This is a genomic window from Lentzea rhizosphaerae (assembly GCF_042649515.1).
GTDB lineage: Bacteria > Actinomycetota > Actinomycetes > Mycobacteriales > Pseudonocardiaceae > Lentzea > Lentzea aerocolonigenes.
The window spans coordinates 288,398-305,167 of record NZ_JBHRZI010000017.1 but is presented as its reverse complement, the minus strand read 5'-3'; the positions used below and the strand labels follow the sequence as shown (position 1 = coordinate 305,167).

The following is a 16,770-nucleotide window of genomic DNA, read 5'->3' as shown; positions in this document are numbered from 1 at the left end:
CATGACTCGACGGGTCGCCTTCGTCACGGGCGCAACCAGCGGAATCGGCCTCTCCGTCGCGGAGTCGCTCGGCGCGGCGGGCCACGCGGTGTTCGTGGTCGCGCGGGACGCGGAGAACGTCGCCTCCACGGTCAAGCAGCTCCGCGAGGAGGGGTACGAGGCCGACGGCACGACCTGTGACGTCAAGTCCACAGAGGACATCCGCAAGGCCGTCACGAAGGCCGTGGAGGTGTTCGGCCGCATCGAGATCCTCGTCAACAACGCCGGTCGCGGCGGTGGCGGCGAGATCGCCACGCTGGACGAGGACATCTGGACCGACGTCATCGACACCAACCTGCACAGCGTCTTCCGCGTCACCAAGGAAGTCCTGTCCACCGGGCAGATGAACCAGGGCGACTGGGGCCGCGTCATCAACATCGCGTCCACCGGTGGCAAGCAGGGCGTCATCTACGCCTCCCCGTACAGCGCCTCGAAGCACGGCGTCGTCGGCTTCACCAAGGCCGTCGGGCTGGAGCTCGCGAAGACCGGCATCACGGTCAACGCCGTCTGCCCCGGCTACGTCGAGACGCCGATGGCCGGCAAGGTGCGCCAGGGTTACGCCAACCACTGGGGCATCACCGAGGACGACGTCCTGGAGAGGTTCAACGCGAAGATCCCGCTCGGCCGCTACTCCACCCCGGAGGAGGTCGCCGGCCTGGTCACCTACCTGACCACGGAGACCGCGAACTCCATCACCGCGCAGGCGCTCAACGTCTGCGGTGGCCTGGGGAACTACTGATGACCGACGGAGCCGTCGTCATCGTCGGTGCCGGCCAGGCGGGCTGCCAAGCCGCGGTGTCCCTGCGAGAACTGGGACACCGCGGCACCATCACGCTGTTCGGCGACGAGGGCGTGCTGCCCTACCAGCGCCCTCCGCTCACGAAGGCCTACCTGCAGGGCGACATCGGGGTCGCCGACCTGGTGTTCCGGCCGGAGACCTACTACGTCCAGCACGACATCTCCCTCGTGCTGGACGATCCTGCGGTCTCCGTGGACCGCGCCGCGCGGCAGGTCGTGCTGCGGTCCGGTCGTGTCCTCGACTACGAGAACCTCGTGCTGGCAACGGGTTCACGGCCGCGGCCGATTCCTGGCGCGCACACGATCCGCACGATCGGGGACGCCGACTTCGCCCGTCCCCGGGGCCGTGTGGTCGCGATCGGTGCGGGGTTCATCGGACTCGAACACGCCGCCGTGGCGAGCGAAGCCGAGTGCGACGTGACCGTGGTCGAGGCGCAACCCCGTGCGTTGTCACGGGTTCTGTCCGAGCACACGGCAGAGCACGTCGTCCAGGTGCACCGCAGGCGCGGGGTGAAGTTCCTCTTCAACGCCACCGTGTCCGAGGTGCGACCCGGCGAGGTCGTGCTCGCCGACGGCACCGTGCTGCCCGCCGATCTCGTGGTCGCGGGCATCGGAGTGGTGCCGAACGCAGAACTGGCACAGGAGGCCGGGCTCACGGTCGACGACGGGATCGTGGTCGACGCGCGACTGCGCACGTCCGACCCGGCGATCTTCGCGATCGGCGACTGCGCCCGGTTCCCCCACGGCACGCGGCAGATCCGGCTGGAGTCCGTGCAGAACGCCGTGGACCAGGCGAGCTGCGTCGCCGCGGTGATCAGGGGATCTGCGGAGCCCTACGCCCAGGTGCCGTGGTTCTGGAGCGACCAGTACGCCATGAAGGTGCAGATCGCCGGCCTCACCGACGGCCACGACAACGTGGTGGTGACAGGGGATCCGACGACCGGTGCGTTCTCGGTGTTCTGCTTCCGAGGAGACAAGCTGCTCGGCGTCGAGTCCGTCAACAAGCCCGTCGACCACGTCCTGGCGCGGCGGCTGCTCGCGGCGAACTGCCCGATCCGGCCCGAGATGGTCGCGGTCCCCGGCTTCGACCTGCGCACCGCGGCCTGACGAGCGGCGGGCGGTTCAGCGCCGCCCGCCGCGCACCACGTAAGCGGTGACTCCGCTCAGGAACAACACACCGGCCGTCCACATCGCCACCGCGTCGTCAGGGGGAGACTGCGGCCACGTGATCACCCGGCCGGGGATCGACCGGGCGGGCGGCATGATCGCGCTCACGGCCCACCACAGCACCGGTGCCGCGGCGGCGAACCTCGCCCCGATCACCGTCGCGGCCAGCCCCGCCAGCCCGACCATGCCCGCCGTGTCGCGCACGACGAACTCGAAGCCGAACGTCTCGGACCCGAGTTCCTGCACCAGCAGCACCGGGCTCGCCGCCAGCACGCCCGCGAGCACCAGGTGCCAGAACCGCCACGCCGGCCACGGCACGGCGGTGGACCTGTCCAGCTCGGGATCCTGCCCGGCGAGACCGACCGTGATCACCAACACCGCCGCAAGTGACGTCAGCGACGCGCTCAACGGCGTCCACGGCGAATGCATCGCTGACCACGCGAGGAACACCACCACCGGCAGCGCCGCAAGGGCAGCGGGCACACTGCGAGAGCGCGCGTACAAGGCGACCGGCCTCATCGCGCCGCCACCAGGACGTCACGGATCTGCTCGGCGTCCTGGCACGTCAACAACATCTCCCGAGCCTTCGCCACTCGCTTCAGCTGCTCGGCCGGCGGCTGGCTGCGGAACGCCCGCCAGGCCTCGTCGAGGGCGGAACGCATGTGCGAGCTGTTCCAGAAGTGCGGTTCGGAGGCCAGCTCGGCCAGTTCACCGTTGAAGTAGCCGGCGGTCAGATAACGGACCACGACCTCCCGGCTGTTCAGGGTGTTCGGTGTGGTGCAAGGAGAAACGCCTGCCCCGGCGAGCATCTCCAGGCGCAGCTGCCCGGGAGACATCGTCAGCGCCGAGGGAGGGAGCTGCGAGTTCAGGTAGACGATGTCGCTGCTGCGCAGCGGTACCGCGAAGTGAGCCATCGCCGACGTGTCCTCCCGGACCCCGGTGGGCGGATGGGGCAGGACCGACAGCTTCTTCAGCACGTCCCGGCCCACCTCGGCCGCCGCGGGAAGGCTCGCCTGGTGCACCCGGCTCACGCACACCGGGCCGTCGCACACCATCCGGCCCGCGATCGAGTCGGTCACCAGCACGTCGGACAACCTGGCCGGCAGGATCGAGACGGCGAGCGCCAGCGCGAGCCCGGCGGGAACCAGGGCCACCAGCCGTCCGCGCCACGACCGCGACACCAGCAACAGCAACGCCGTGACGCCGAGTCCGACGAACCACACGATCTGGCCGACGTCCACCGAGGTGGAGGTGGTCACCAGATCCGAACTCGGCGGGGCGAGAACGGGAACCAGCAGTGCCAGTGGGGGTATCACGCCGTCGGGAGACCGCACGTCCTGCGCCTGGGCGGCCATCGTGGCCACCGTGAACGTCGCCACCAACGCCACGGGCACAGCCAGCGGATGGGGCAGCAGCCGTCCGACCGCGAGGCCGAGGACCACGCTGCCTGCCGCGGCGAGCACGACGGGCAGCACGAGCGGGACGAACCCGGCCGAGACGAAACCGCCGCCGACCGCGACTCTCCCGATGACGCCCAAGCACAGCAGCAGAGTGGCCGCCGCGACGACACCCGCGACCGCGGAGGCGAGCGCGCCCAGCCGGACCCAGCCGGGACGGGACGTGGTGGCGAACAGCTCGCCGACGCCTGCGCGGCTGTCCCGCATGCCCTGCAGGACGGCCAAGCCGACCACGAGCGCCCACACGTACGCCAGCGGTTCACGCAGTGCCAGCACCGCCGACGTCGAGTTGCCCGGCCACTTCGCGGTTTCCGTCGTGAGCAGCAGCAGCATCGCCGTGCCGGACACGACCACGAGCAGACCGGCCCAGAGCGCGGACGACCGCCGCAGCTCGATTCGCAGCCCTCTCACCAGCCACCACCCTTGCCCGGCGTTGCGTTGATCAACGCCGTGTAGCCGCGCTCGATCGGGCTGTCGCCCCCGTGTTCCTCGGTGCCGGCGGCGGCGAGCTCGGCGGGAGTTCCCTGGAACACCAGCGATCCCTCCGCCACGAGCACCACGTCCGTGCACGCCGCCGCGACGTCCTCGACCAGGTGCGTCGAGATCAGCACGCACGACTGCTGCCCCAGCTCGGCCACGAGCTCGCGGAAACTCAACCGCTGCGCCGGATCCAGGCCCACCGTCGGTTCGTCCAGCAACAGGACCTCGGGGTCGTTGACGATCGCCTGCGCGATGCCCGCGCGGCGCACCATGCCGCCGGACAACGTCTTGAGCCTGTCGTCGGCGCGGTCGGCCAGCCCGACCTTCTCCAGTGCGCGCTGCACCGCGCCCGGAATCGCCTGCGGCGGCATCTCCTTCAGCCACGCCAGGTACTCGACGAACTCCCGCACCGTGAACCGTTTGTAGTAACCGAAGTGCTGCGGCAGGTAGCCCAGCTTCCGTCGCAGCTTCCGCAGTCCGGTGGTGCCGCCGAGCGGGGTGCCGAGCAGCGACAGCGATCCCGCGCTGGGCTTCTGCACCGTCGCCAGCGTCCTGATCAGCGTCGTCTTCCCCGCGCCGTTCGGGCCGAGCAGTCCGTGCACGCCCCTGCCCAGGCGCAGGGTCAGCTCGTTCACCGCGTTGCGGCCACGCCTGCCACCCACTCGCACCACCAGGCCGTCGGCCTGGATCTCCCAGGGATGGGAGGTCGGTGCGACCTCCTCGGCTCCCACTACACGCATCACGAACTCCTCGACTGGACACGGAAACGGACGGCGATCACGATCAGCGCTGCCGCGAGGACGGCCGCCCACACCGGTGCGGCGGCGACGTCGAGCGCGACGGACGTGCGGCTGAGCGCGATCGTCGGCAGAACGATCCCGGCGGCCCACCCCGCGATGAGCGCGATGGCGGCACGGGTGATGCCGATCAGGCCACCGAGCGCGAGCGTGCACGTGGTGAACGCGAGGCACGGCAGCATCCAACGGGTGAGCGAGGCCCCGGTCACCGAGCCCGCCACCAGCAGACCGGGCACGACCACGGCGAGCACCGCCACGGTTCGGCGGAACACCAGCGGCAGACCGGCCCGCGGTGTGGCCGCGGTGAGTTCGTAGGCCGGGTCCATGGCACGGCCCCAGGACGCGGCGACGCCGAGCACCGGCAGCACCGGCGCCACCAGCAGCACCAGCGAGATCTGGCCGCGCGCCACCGACCCGGCCTGGTCCAGCGCCACGGCGACGGCGGTGACGAGGAGGATCATCGCGAGCCACGGCCCGGCCACGGGGGACACCCAGTGGGTGACGTGCCGCAACCACGACCGGGCCCGCGGCATCTGCGGGGTTCGGTCCAGCGCCGGTGCGAGATCGGCCCACACCCGCTCGGCGATCGGGTCGGGAGCGAGGCGGCCGCGGCACGGAGCACAGCCCTCGAGGTGCGCCTCGACCGCCCACAGCTGGTCGGCGGGGATGTCGTCACCTCGCACGTACTGGCGCAACAGCTGCTCGCCGGGGTGGTGCGCGGTCATGACAGGGCCTCCCGCATCGCGATTCGCGCCCGTCTCGCACGGGTCTTGACGGTGCCCTCCGGCACTCCGAGCAGCACCGAGGTCTCCCGCACCGACAGCCCGTCGAGCACCATGGCCCGCAGCACCTGGTGCAGTTCGGGGGCGAGCGTTCGCAACGCGTCGCCGATCTCGTCCCCGAGCACGGCGTCGAGCGCCTCGTCCTCGGCGGCGCGGACGCTGAGCTCGGGGGCCGCGGTGGCGGGCGGCTGGGCGTGGTGCGCACGCCGGCGGAACGCGTCGACCAGCCGGCGTGCGGCGATGGACCACAGCCAGCCGACCGCGCTGCCGCCCACGGCGGTGCCGGCGAACGCGTCGGCGGCGCGCCACACCGCGAGGTAGGTCTCCTGGAGCACCTCGGCGACGATCTGCTCGTCCGAACACCGCCTGCGCAACCTCACCGTCAGCCACGGCGAGGTGCGGCGGTAGAGCTCTTCGAACGCCCTGCGGTCACCTCGTGCGACACGGCGCACGAGCTGCTCCTCGTCCAGGCCGGCCGGCTCACCCCGGATTGCTCTCACACACAGCAAGACGTGGAGATCCGCGATCGGGTTCTCATCTCGCTGTGGTGTGGGTCACATCAGTCAGCGGACCTGACGGAAGAAGGTCCTGAGTTCGGAGACGAGGACGTCCGGGCGTTCGATGCCGGGGAAGTGGCCGCCGGCGGGGGCGTCGTGCCAGTAGCGCAGGTCGCTGAACCTGCCCTCGATCCACGCCTTCGGCATGCGCGCGTCCTTCGGGAAGATCGTCACCCCGGTCGGCACGGACACCTGGTGCATCGGCACGCGGTTGTGCGACTCCCAGTACAGGCGCGCGGCCGACGTCGCCGTCCCGGTGAACCAGTAGATCGACACGGCGTCCAGCAGCCTGTCGACCGGAACGACGTCCTCGAACGCGCGGTCGTGGTCGGTCCAGGAGTAGTACTTCTCGGCGATCCACGCCAGCAGGGCGACGGGGGAGTCCTGCAGGCCGTAGCCGATGGTCTGCGGCTTGGTCATCTGGATGGCGGAGTAGCCGGCCTCGCGGGCCTGGAACTCCTTCAACGCCGCCAAACCCGCGTAGTCGCGCTGGGTCAGCTCGACCTGCGCCTCGGGTGGTCCCGCGAACACCATCGTCAGGTGGATGCCGATGAGCCGCTCGGAGTCGATGTGGCCGAGCTCCGCGGTGACGAACGAGCCCCAGTCGCCGCCGTGCGCGGCGTAGCGCTCGTAGCCCAGGCCGGTCATCAACGACGACCACGCGCGAGCGATCCTCTCGACGCCCCAACCGGTCTCGGCGGGCTTGTCGGAGAACCCGTAACCCGGCAGGGAGGGCACGACGACGTGGAACGCGTCCGCGGGGTCGGCAGGATTCGTCAGGGGTTCCAGAACCTCCAGGAACTCGAGCACCGATCCGGGCCAGCCGTGGGTGAGCAGCAACGGGGTGGCGTCCGCGTGCGGCGAGCGGACGTGCAGGAAGTGGATGCCCAGCCCGTCGATCTCGGCACGGTACTGGGGAAGCGCGTTGAGGCGTGACTCGACGGCCCGCCAGTCGTACTTGTGCTCCCAGTGCTCCGCAAGCGAACGGACGAAGGACAGCGGAGCGCCCTGCGACCAGTCCTCCACCGTCTCCGCGTCGGGCCAGCGGGTCAGCGACAGACGGGTCCGCAGATCGTCCACAGAGGACTCGGAAACGGTGACCTCGAACTCGGTGACGTTCATGCGTGGGCACGTTACGGACCACGCCTCGAAGTCGCCTCGAAGGCGGTCGAGCGGACATCCAGGCCATCTCAACGCGCGGCTGGCACGGTCAAGCGCGGCTGACGAGAAGGGAACCGCCATGACCAACGCCGAACCAGAGCTGACGCCTTTCCCGTGGCACCGCAAGTGCCCGTTCCAGCCCCCGGAGGAATACGCGCAGCTGCGGCCGGAAACCCCCATCGCCAAGGTCGGGCTCCGCACCGGTCGTGAGGCGTACGTGGTCACGAGTTACGAGCACGTGCGCAAGCTCCTCACCGAGCCGAACGCGAGCTCCGACCGCGGCCACGAGGGTTTCCCGTACTACATCGACATCCCGCCGCAGTTCCGCACCGAGGGCTCGTTCATCGGGTGGGACCCGCCCAAGCACACGGTCTACCGCCGCATGGCCGCGGTGTCCGGTGAGTTCACCAAGCAGCGCGTCCGCGCGATGCTGCCCCGGATCGAGCAGATCGTCGACGAGCGCATCGACGAGATGCTGCGCCAGGGCCCGCCGTGCGACCTCGTCACCGCGCTGGCGCTGCCGGTGCCGCTGACGATCGTCTGCGAGATCCTCGGCATCCCGCACCAGGACCACGACTACCTGCACGACCGCACCGACAAGCTGTTCGGCGGCAAGTCCAGCGCCGAGGTGCGGATGGCCGCGATCACCGAGCTGAACGGCTACCTGGCCGAGCTGCTCGAGCGCAAGCTCAAGGAACCGGGCGAGGACCTGATCAGCCGCATCGTCGTCCGCTTCCACGAGGCCGGTCTCTACGACAGCCGCGAGCTCGTCAACCTGGTCCGCCTGCTGCTCAACGGCGGCCACGAGACCAGCGCCGCGATGATCGCGATCGGCACGATGACCCTGCTGGAGCACCCCGACCAGCTGGAGAAGCTGAAGAACGACTGGAGCCTCGCGCCCAACGCCGTCGAGGAGCTGCTGCGCTACCTCACGCCGGGCGACCTCGCGTCCTCCCGCGTGGCGCTGGCCGACATCGACGCCGGCCCCGTCACCATCAAGGAGGGCGAGGGCATGATCATCTGCGGTGGCGCCGCCAACCGCGACCCCGAGACCTTCCCCGAGCCCGACAAGTTCGACATCACCCGCCCGAACGCGCGCAACCACGTCGCGTTCGGCTACGGCGTGCACCACTGCATCGGCGCGGAGATCGCCCGCGTCGAGCTGACCGTGGTGCTCACCAAGCTGTTCCAGCGCATCCCGGACATCAAGCTGGCCAAGCCGTGGAACGAGCTGCAGTACAAGGACGGCGCGGTCATGTACGGCGTGTACGAGATGCCAGTCACCTGGTGAACGAACGGAAAAGGCCCGCCGGCCCGAGCCGGCGGGCCTTTTCCGTGTCGTGCTCAGCGAACCGCGCCAACGACGTCCTCCTGCGGCGAGGTCTGCAACGGCTTCTGCGGGGTGCGGCCGAACCGGCGCATGAACGGCGTCTCCACCCACGCGAACAGCGCCCAGGACACCAGCAGGGACACCGCGAACGCCGCCACCAGGAACGCCACCGCGACCGGAGCCGACCAGGCCTTGCCGCCCAGCGCGCCGAACGCGTTGATCTCCGTGCCGAACGCCCAGTGCCCGTACGTCAGCACGAGCCGGTGCACGAGGTAGAACGCGAACGACACCTCACCGAGCCACACCATGCTCGGCCGCGCGAAGAACGTCCTGCGCCCCTTGACGTCCGCGACCGCGGCGGCCGGGATCAGCAGCGCCAGCGGGATGACCGTCGCGCCGACGAACGCGTAGAGGAACGGCACGAACAGCGAGGCGACGTAACCGACGGCCGCGAGCGCGACACCCCACTTGACGCCCAGGCCGATCCACCGCCCGGTCATCACGATCCGCGCCAGGATGATGCCGAGCGCGAACTCGAACAGGCGCGTCACCGGGAAGTTGTAGACGAACCAGATCTGGACGTAGGACGCGGGACCCCACGGCCACACCGGCGTCGACGGCAGCAACACCTTGGCCAGCAACGGCACCAGCAGCACCGCGAGGACCGTGAGGCCGGCGTAGAACCACAGCCGCGACGGCCTGATCTTGTTGATCAGCACCAGCAGGAACGGGAACGACAGGTAGAAGATCGCCTCGACCGACAGCGACCACGCGACACCGTTGCCGGACAGCAGCACGTCGTAGTTCGGGATCCACGACTGCACCAGGAACAGGTTCGCGACCGCGGAGGCCGGGTCGACCGCCTGGCGGAACACCAGCAGCAGCACGATCGCCGCGACGAACGTGACGACGTGGTTGGGCACGATCTTCGCGAACCGCCGGCGGAAGAAGTTCCCCAACGCGGCGCCGGGCCGCGCGGACCACGTGAGCACGAACCCGCTGAGGATGAAGAAGAACGACACGCCGACGAACCCGGCGGTGCTCGTCGCGAGCATGTAGAGGAAGCCGACCTCGGGAGTCCTGAAGAGGAACTCCAGGCTGCCGTGGAAGACGAAGACCATTGCCGCGGCGACGAACCGCATGCCCGTCAGCGACGGGAGTCTCGACGAACTCGCTACTTGGCTCGACACGGTGGGGACCTTTCGCAAAGGGACAAACGGTTGGGTCGCCCGATGGTGAGAACCCGTCATGGCGAATGGCTCGCGACCTGCTCGAAACCGTTCACCTCAGCCGCTACCCGATCCACGCTCTAGCACGCGCGGACACCGTTTCCCGTCAAGGGAGTTCCCCAGGGAGGTTGCCGTGACATCGTCCACCACGGAGCTGCGCAGGCGGGAGGACACCGACCTCCCCGCGAGGCTCGCGAAGTCCGCCGCCACCGAGCAGGGCGCGTTCCTGCAGACAGAGCACTTCGACCTGTGGCTCACCGAACGCTGGCTCGCCAACGCGTTCCGCGTCGAGCGCATCCCGTTCGCCGACCTGGACCTCTGGTACACCGAGGCCGGCACCGGCAACATCCGGCACCAGAGCGGCAAGTTCTTCACCGTCGAGGGCCTGAAGGTCGACACCGCCACGCGGTCGTGGAGCCAGCCGATCATCCGCCAGCCCGAGGTCGGCATGCTCGGCATCCTCGTCAAGGAGTTCAACGGGGTCCTGCACTGCCTGATGCAGGCGAAGATGGAGCCCGGCAACCCGAACCTGCTGCAGCTCTCCCCGACGGTGCAGGCCACGAAGTCGAACTACACGCGGGTGCACAAGGGCGCCAAGGTGAAGTACCTGGAGTACTTCGCCGAGGGAGCCCAGCGCGGCCGGGTGATCGTCGACGTGCTCCAGTCCGAGCACGGGTCGTGGTTCTACCGCAAGAGCAACCGCAACATCGTCGTCGAGGTGACCGAGGACGTCCCGGCCGACGACGACTTCGTCTGGCTCACGCTCGGCCAGGTGAACGCGTTGCTGCACAGGGACAACCTCGTCAACATGGACTCGCGCACGGTGCTGTCCTGCCTGCCAGCGCCGGGGTACGCCGAGCCCGCCACCGAGTTCCAGGCCGCGCTGCTCGCCTCCCGCGACCCGCACGCCGGCGCGTTGTCGGCGACACCGGACGTGCTGAGCTGGTTCACCGGGCAGCGCGCGGACCACGACATCGACGTCTCCCGCGTCCCGCTCGGCGAGGTGCCCGGCTGGATCCGCACTGAGGACGAGATCTGCCGCGAGGACGGGAAGTTCTTCCGGTGCGTGGCGGTGCGGGCGATCGCGGGCAACCGCGAGGTGACCAGCTGGACGCAGCCGTTGTTCGAGCAGCACGGCCGGGGTGTCGCGGCGTTCATCGTGAAGCAGTTCGCCGGAGTGCTGCACGTGCTGGTGCACGCGCGGCTGGAGGGCGGGTTCCTCGACACCGTGGAGCTCGGGCCGACCGTGCAGTGCGTGCCCGGCAACTACCACGACGCCGAACGGCCGCCGTTCCTCGACCACGTGCTGTCCGCGGAGAAGTCGCGGATCCACTACTCGACTGTGCATTCCGAAGAGGGCGGGCGATTCCTCGACACCGAAAGCGACTACCTCGTCGTCGAGGCGGACGAATCGTTCCCGACGGATGTGCCGCCGCAGTACGCGTGGGTCACGGTCGGGCAGCTGACCGATTTGCTGCGGCACGGCCGGTACGTGAACGTGCAGGCCAGGACCCTCGTGGCGGCCCTCAACGCGCTGGGCTAGTCGAATTGGGGCAGGAATAGTACCTGTCGTTTCCCAGAAAAACACCATCGGGTGATGCGGCTCCAGCGCGACTCGAGTGCCGCCCGACCCGGCTTGAATAGCGTGGTCAGCATGAAGATCCTAGTGAGTAGCGGTCCGTCGTTCGGCCTCTACTTCCCGGTCGTCCCGCTGGCGTGGGCCTTGCGGGCGGCGGGTCACGAGGTGTTGGTGGCGAGTCCGGAGAGCATGGCCGCCACGGTCAACGGCTCCGGCCTGCCGCACGTGGCCACCTACGGCCCGATGCACATGCGCGAGGTCATGCTGCACGACCGGGCGGGCAGCCCGCTGGCACAGGCGGACACCGAGGAAGGCCTGCTCGAGCAGGTCGGCCGCGGGTTCGGCCGGCTCGCCGCCCGCACGCTCGACGGCATGCTCGCCATCACCGAGGCCTGGCGACCGGACGCGATCATCGGCGAGGCGCACGCGTTCTCCGCCGGTGTGGCCGCGTCGATCCACGGCATCCCGTGGTTCGAGAACGGCATCGGCATCGGGTACCGCTCCGACATCGACGGCTGGACGGCCGTGGAGCTCGCCCCCGAGCTGGAGAGGCTCGGGTTCGACGCGTTGCCGGAACCGGACATGGTGCTCGACACCTGTCCGGCGATCATCCGGCCACAAGATGTGGTTGCGGGACAACCGATGCGGTGCGTCCAGTACGACACGCCGGCACCGGTGCCCTCGTGGGTCTTCGAAAAGCGCGACCGCCCCCGCATCATGATCACGCTCGGCACCATCCTGCCGAACTCCCCCGCGGGCCCGGCCATCTTCAACGAGCTGGTCCGCACCCTGCCCTCGCTGGGTGTGGAGCTCGTGCTCGCGATGCCGGACGAAGCGGTCGCCAAGCTCGCTCCGCTGCCCGACGCCGTCGTCGCCGCCGGGTGGATGCCGCTCACCTCCGTGCTGCCCGCCTGTGATCTGACGGTGCACCACGCGGGTGGGGGATCGACCATGTCCTCCCTGATCGCCGGACTGCCGCAGCTGCTCGCTCCGGGAGTCATGGCGGAGCAACGGGACTCCGCGCAACGTCTCTGCGAGTTCGGTGCTGCCAAGCAGCTCCAGTCGCAGGAGGTGGAACCGGCGGAGGTGCTCGAGGCCTGCCGGGCGTTGCTGGAGGACGCGTCCTACCGGGATCGGGCGAGTCAGTTGAAGCAAGCGATCGAGGAAATGCCCTCGCCCGGCGCGGTCGTGCCGGTGATCGAGGACTTCGTCCGTCACAGCGCCGTCGGCGCAGCGGAAGAAACTGAGTGAGGAGCTATGACCCAGAACATCGACGCGGCGCCGGATTCAGGTGCGCAGAGTTGGCCGGGAGCCAACGCGACCCAAGGTGAGCCGTTCAAATGGCGCTGGCTTGCACTCGGCGTCATCCTGCTGGCCACCGCGATGGACATTCTCGACTCCCTGATCACGGTCATCGCCGCTCCGTCGATCGTGGCGGACATCGGTGGTGGCGCGACCTTCATCCAGTGGCTGGGTGCCGGGTACACGCTCGCCATGGCGTGCGGCCTGATCATCGGCGGCCGGCTCGGTGACATCTTCGGCAAGAAGACCATGTTCGTCGTCGGCGCCACCGGTTTCACGGTCGCCTCGGCGCTGTGCAGCGTCGCGACGTCGCCGGGCGTGCTGGTGACGGCTCGCGTGCTGCAGGGTCTGTTCGGCGCGATGATGCTGCCGCAGGGTCTCGGCGTCATCACCGAAGTGTTCCCGCCCAAGGAGATGGCCAAGGCGTTCGGCGCCTACGGCCCGATCCTCGGTCTCGCGACCATCGGCGGCCCGATCCTCGGCGGCTGGCTGATCAACCTCGACCTGTTCGGCACCGGCTGGCGGATGATCTTCCTGATCAACCTGCCGCTCGGCCTGCTGGCGATCTTCGGTGCCATCAAGTGCTTCCCCAAGGCCAACAAGACGGCCAAGAAGCTCGACCTGGTCGGTGCGCTGCTCGCCTCGGGTGGTGCCGCGCTGCTGGTCTTCCCGGTCGTGCAGGGACGTGAGGAGGGCTGGCCCGCGTGGACCTTCGTGTCCATCGTGGCCGGTGTGCTCACGTTCTTCGTGTTCGGCTGGTACGAGGGACGTCGCGACAAGAAGGGCGGCGAGCCGCTGGTCGTTCCGTCGCTGTTCAAGAAGAAGGCGTTCAACGGTGGCCTGGTCGCGGGTCTCGCGCTGTTCTCGGCGCTCACCGGTTTCTCACTGGTGCTGAGCATCTACCTGCAGCTGGGACTCGGGTTCACCGCGCTCGGCGCGTCGCTCGCCGTGCTGCCGCAGGCGATCGGCTCGACGTTCGGCTTCGCCGCCTCCGGCGCGGGTCTGGCCGCGAAGCTCGGTCGTCGCCTGATCCACATCGGACTCGCCGGCATGGTCGTCGGCCTGCTCGCGTTCTACCTCACGATCAAGCTCGGCGGCCCGGACGTGGGCGGCTGGGCGATGTCCCCGTCGCTGTTCTTCGCGGGCATCGGCATGGGTCTCGCGATGGCGCCGTTCTTCGAGCTGATCCTCGCGGGGGTCGACCCGCAGGAGACGGGTTCGGCGTCCGGCACGCTGACCTCGGTGCAGCAGTTCGGTGGCGCGCTGGGTGTCGCGGTCCTCGGCACCGTGTTCTTCGCGGTGGTCGGCGGATCTGGCTACCTGTCGGCGATCGAGACCAGCATCTGGGTGGTCGTGGCGCTGGAGCTGGCCGCGGCCGGGCTGATCTTCTTCCTGCCGAAGATGCCGAAGCCCGCCTGGGACCCGAGCGCCTGGGAAGGCGGCGACGGCGGCGGCGAGTGGAGTGCCGAAGCGGCCGCGCAGTGGAGTGGCGGAGACAACGCCGCCGCAGCCGAGTGGAACGCGGACGCCAAGAAGTAAGCAGCAGATTTCCCCTGGAAGGCTCGCCGATCCTCACGATCGGCGGGCCTTCCGCACGTAGTGGGCTCTTTTCAAGGAATCTTCGAGGGAGACTCAACATGACCGCGGTCACCGAACCGTCCTTGGACGTCGCGCTCGCCGCGACGTACAAGAAGTCCATCAGCGAGCACTACAAGGATCTCGCGCTCAAGCTGCAGGTCGCGTTGAACACGCAGGACCTCAGCCTGGTCGACGGGCTCATCCACGACGACTTCTTCGACGTCACCGGCCCGCCCGGAATGTTCCCCGACGGCCCGGAAGGCGTGCGGCAGCACATCCTGTGGCTCAACCGCCGCTTCAAGGACGCGAAGTGGGAGGTGCAGCAAGCCGTCGCCGAGGGCACCACGGTCGTGCTGCGCGTGCGCTTCACCGGCGTCGAGACCGAGGAGGGCCAGCCGGCTCCCGTCGGCACGCGCTTCACCTACGCGCAGGCGCACTTCTTCGAGGGCCGCGACGGTCTGCTCGTGCAACACATCGGTGTCCGCAGCGAACAGGACATCTCCCAGTAAGGGACTTCCATGGACGTCATCGGACGTGGCTTCTTGGCCATGAACCTCGCACGCATAGCGGGAAAGCATCATGACGTCGTCGCGTTCGCGGCCGGATCCTCCTCGACCGTCGCCACGTCGTCGGACGAGTTCGGCCGCGAGACCGCCGCCCTGCACGACGCGATCCGCAGGTGCCGCGCGGAAGGCAGGATGTTCGTCTACTTCTCCACCGCCTCCGCCGCCATGTACGGATCACCGGACTCCCCGGGCACGGAGGACGGGCCGGTGTTCCCCGGCAACGCCTACGGGCGCCACAAGCTCGCGATGGAGGCGTTGATCCGCGCCTCCGGGGTGGCGCATCTGGTGCTGCGCCTGGGACATCTCGTCGGTCCCGACCAGCGTCCACACCAGATGATGCCGACGCTCGTGGCACAGGTGCGGTCCGGCGAGATCGAGGTCTGGCGGGGAGCGCACCGCGACCTCATCGACGTGCTCGACGTGGTGCGGCTGCTCGACGCGCTGCTGACCATCAAGGTCAGCGACGAGGTCGTGAACGTTGCGAGCGGCGTGCCCGTCCCGGTCGAGGACGTGGTGGCACACCTGGAAAAGCGGCTGCACGTGCCGTTGCGGAAGACCTACCGCGACGCGTACGCGCGGCACGACATCTCCCTGACCAAGCTCAGCAGGCTCGCACCCGTCGTGCGTGAGCTGGGCTTCGGTCCCGACTACTACCGGCGCGTCGTCGACCGCTACCTCAGCGCCACGACCGGCGTGCCACTCGAAGACCTACCGTCAGCCGGATGAAGGAGCAACGGCAATGCGAGTACTCATCAGCACGTGGCCGGCGAGCGGGCACCTGCAGCCGATCGTCCCACTGAGCTGGGCACTGCGCGGTGCCGGCCACGAGGTCATCGTCACCACGCCGCAGCACCTCGTGCCCTTCGTGAAGTCGACGGGCCTCGACGCGATCGCGCTCGGCGAGGAACAGGACCAGAAGATGATGCTGCAGGGCATCATCCAGCAGGCCGGCGAGAACGCCTCCCCGGCAGAAGCCCTGCCGCGGCCGGACCGCCAGTTCTGGGGCAACATCGCCTACGGTCCCGCGGGCCGCACCGCGGAGACGTTGCAGCTGCAGCTGGAGAAGGCCAAGGCGTTCGCCCCCGACCTGATCGTGACCGACCCGATGGACCTCGCCGGACGGTTGCTCGGCGGCATCCTCGGCGTTCCGGTGGTGCGTCACCGCTGGGGCGTCGACCCGTTGACGGAGGCGTTCGAGGAGACCGCGCACATGGTCCTCGACCCGGTGGCGCAACAGATGGGCCTCACCGGGCTGCCGGAGCCGGAGCTGACCATCGACCCGTGCCCGCCGTCGTTCCAGCTGCCGGGGATCGAGGCGGGCCGTCCCGTGCGGTACCTGCCGTCCAACGGGTTCGGCGCGCTGCCGTCGTGGGCGCTGGAGCAGCCGTCGAAGCCGCGGATCTGCGTGTCGTTCGGCTCGATGCCCAAGGAGCTCGGCATGCGCAAGGTGCTGGGCTGGGTGTACGAGGCGATCGCGAAGCTCGGTGACGTCGAGGTCGTGCTGGCCGTGCCCAACGGGATCGCCGCCGAGGACCACTCGGTGATCGCCGACAGGGTGATCTCGTCCGCGCACCTGCCGCTGAACCTGTTCATGCGGACGTGCTCGGTGATCGTGCACCACGGCGGTTCCGGCACGGGCCTCACCGCGCTCAACGCCGCCACGCCGCAGCTGGTGCTGCCGCAGTTCGCCGACCACTTCCCGTGGGCGGAACGGCTGGAAGCGACCGGTGCCGGTGCGGCCGTCGAGGGCGTGGAGAAGCAGCAGGACGTGGCGTTCATCCAGGACCGCCTGGAGGAGCTGATCGGAAAGCCCGAAGCACGCGAGGCCTCACTGGCGTTGCAGGCCGAGATCCACAACGCGCCGTCGCCGGCGGCGCTGGTGCCGGAGCTGGAGGCCCTCGCAGCCGTCTAGTTTGATTGGCGCGAAAAGCACGTTCTGGCCGCTAGA

The 16,770-nt window shown here is 69.3% G+C and carries 16 protein-coding genes; 9 read left to right on the top strand and 7 right to left on the bottom strand.

Going from position 1 to position 16,770, the window contains the following annotated elements; genetic code table 11:
* The first annotated feature begins 1 nt into the window (after window position 1).
* Together ACFOWZ_RS23025 and ACFOWZ_RS23020 are read left to right on the top strand one after the other, a co-directional pair.
* Complete coding sequence (locus tag ACFOWZ_RS23025) at window positions 2-778, top strand: SDR family NAD(P)-dependent oxidoreductase (RefSeq protein ID WP_382375674.1); 777 nt, start codon at window positions 2-4, stop codon at window positions 776-778.
* Entirely contained in the window at window positions 778-1,944 is a 1,167-nt protein-coding gene (locus ACFOWZ_RS23020) for an NAD(P)/FAD-dependent oxidoreductase (RefSeq protein ID WP_382375672.1), read from the top strand. The genes ACFOWZ_RS23025 and ACFOWZ_RS23020 overlap by 1 nt, the downstream gene beginning before the upstream one ends.
* A gap of 15 nt (window positions 1,945-1,959) precedes the next feature.
* Here the strand turns inward: ACFOWZ_RS23020 and ACFOWZ_RS23015 are convergent, their stop codons facing one another.
* From ACFOWZ_RS23015 to ACFOWZ_RS22990, 6 genes are all read right to left on the bottom strand, one after another.
* The gene (locus tag ACFOWZ_RS23015) at window positions 1,960-2,487 is read right to left on the bottom strand and encodes a hypothetical protein (protein ID WP_382375670.1); all 528 of its coding nucleotides are present in this window, start codon (window positions 2,485-2,487) and stop codon (window positions 1,960-1,962) included.
* A 32-nt stretch (window positions 2,488-2,519) separates the two neighbouring features.
* On the bottom strand, window positions 2,520-3,872 hold the full coding sequence (locus tag ACFOWZ_RS23010; RefSeq protein WP_382375668.1) for a hypothetical protein: 1,353 nt from the start codon (window positions 3,870-3,872) through the stop codon (window positions 2,520-2,522).
* Window positions 3,869-4,681 carry an ABC transporter ATP-binding protein gene (locus ACFOWZ_RS23005; protein WP_382375666.1) on the bottom strand — a complete coding sequence of 271 codons (813 nt, stop codon included), beginning with the start codon at window positions 4,679-4,681 and terminating at the stop codon, window positions 3,869-3,871. Before ACFOWZ_RS23005 ends, ACFOWZ_RS23010 begins: the two co-directional genes overlap by 4 nt.
* Entirely contained in the window at window positions 4,681-5,463 is a 783-nt protein-coding gene (locus ACFOWZ_RS23000; protein ID WP_382375664.1) for a zf-HC2 domain-containing protein, read from the bottom strand. The genes ACFOWZ_RS23005 and ACFOWZ_RS23000 overlap by 1 nt, the downstream gene beginning before the upstream one ends.
* A complete protein-coding gene (locus ACFOWZ_RS22995; protein ID WP_382375852.1) occupies window positions 5,460-6,011 on the bottom strand; it encodes an RNA polymerase sigma factor in 552 nt (183 codons plus the stop codon). Before ACFOWZ_RS22995 ends, ACFOWZ_RS23000 begins: the two co-directional genes overlap by 4 nt.
* 72 nt (window positions 6,012-6,083) lie before the next feature.
* The gene (locus tag ACFOWZ_RS22990; protein ID WP_382375662.1) at window positions 6,084-7,199 is read right to left on the bottom strand and encodes an epoxide hydrolase family protein; all 1,116 of its coding nucleotides are present in this window, start codon (window positions 7,197-7,199) and stop codon (window positions 6,084-6,086) included.
* A 118-nt stretch (window positions 7,200-7,317) separates the two neighbouring features.
* Here ACFOWZ_RS22990 and ACFOWZ_RS22985 point away from each other — a divergent pair, with 118 nt between their 5' ends.
* A complete protein-coding gene (locus ACFOWZ_RS22985; protein ID WP_030465081.1) occupies window positions 7,318-8,529 on the top strand; it encodes a cytochrome P450 in 1,212 nt (403 codons plus the stop codon).
* A gap of 53 nt (window positions 8,530-8,582) precedes the next feature.
* Here the strand turns inward: ACFOWZ_RS22985 and ACFOWZ_RS22980 are convergent, their stop codons facing one another.
* Window positions 8,583-9,758 carry an acyltransferase family protein gene (locus tag ACFOWZ_RS22980; RefSeq protein ID WP_382375660.1) on the bottom strand — a complete coding sequence of 392 codons (1,176 nt, stop codon included), beginning with the start codon at window positions 9,756-9,758 and terminating at the stop codon, window positions 8,583-8,585.
* Window positions 9,759-9,930: 172 nt separating this feature from the next.
* Here ACFOWZ_RS22980 and ACFOWZ_RS22975 point away from each other — a divergent pair, with 172 nt between their 5' ends.
* The 6 genes from ACFOWZ_RS22975 to ACFOWZ_RS22950 all read left to right on the top strand — a co-directional run bounded on the left by ACFOWZ_RS22975 (window position 9,931) and on the right by ACFOWZ_RS22950 (window position 16,734).
* Complete coding sequence (locus ACFOWZ_RS22975) at window positions 9,931-11,340, top strand: NDP-hexose 2,3-dehydratase family protein (protein WP_382375658.1); 1,410 nt, start codon at window positions 9,931-9,933, stop codon at window positions 11,338-11,340.
* Window positions 11,341-11,451: 111 nt separating this feature from the next.
* Window positions 11,452-12,627 carry a nucleotide disphospho-sugar-binding domain-containing protein gene (locus ACFOWZ_RS22970; protein WP_382375656.1) on the top strand — a complete coding sequence of 392 codons (1,176 nt, stop codon included), beginning with the start codon at window positions 11,452-11,454 and terminating at the stop codon, window positions 12,625-12,627.
* A 6-nt stretch (window positions 12,628-12,633) separates the two neighbouring features.
* Window positions 12,634-14,217 carry an MFS transporter gene (locus tag ACFOWZ_RS22965; protein ID WP_382375654.1) on the top strand — a complete coding sequence of 528 codons (1,584 nt, stop codon included), beginning with the start codon at window positions 12,634-12,636 and terminating at the stop codon, window positions 14,215-14,217.
* Window positions 14,218-14,315: 98 nt separating this feature from the next.
* A complete protein-coding gene (locus tag ACFOWZ_RS22960; RefSeq protein WP_030465076.1) occupies window positions 14,316-14,765 on the top strand; it encodes an ester cyclase in 450 nt (149 codons plus the stop codon).
* 39 nt (window positions 14,766-14,804) lie between these two features.
* Entirely contained in the window at window positions 14,805-15,548 is a 744-nt protein-coding gene (locus tag ACFOWZ_RS22955) for an NAD-dependent epimerase/dehydratase family protein (RefSeq protein ID WP_382375652.1), read from the top strand.
* Window positions 15,549-15,561: 13 nt separating this feature from the next.
* On the top strand, window positions 15,562-16,734 hold the full coding sequence (locus ACFOWZ_RS22950; protein ID WP_382375650.1) for a nucleotide disphospho-sugar-binding domain-containing protein: 1,173 nt from the start codon (window positions 15,562-15,564) through the stop codon (window positions 16,732-16,734).
* The last annotated feature ends 36 nt before the right edge of the window (window positions 16,735-16,770 follow it).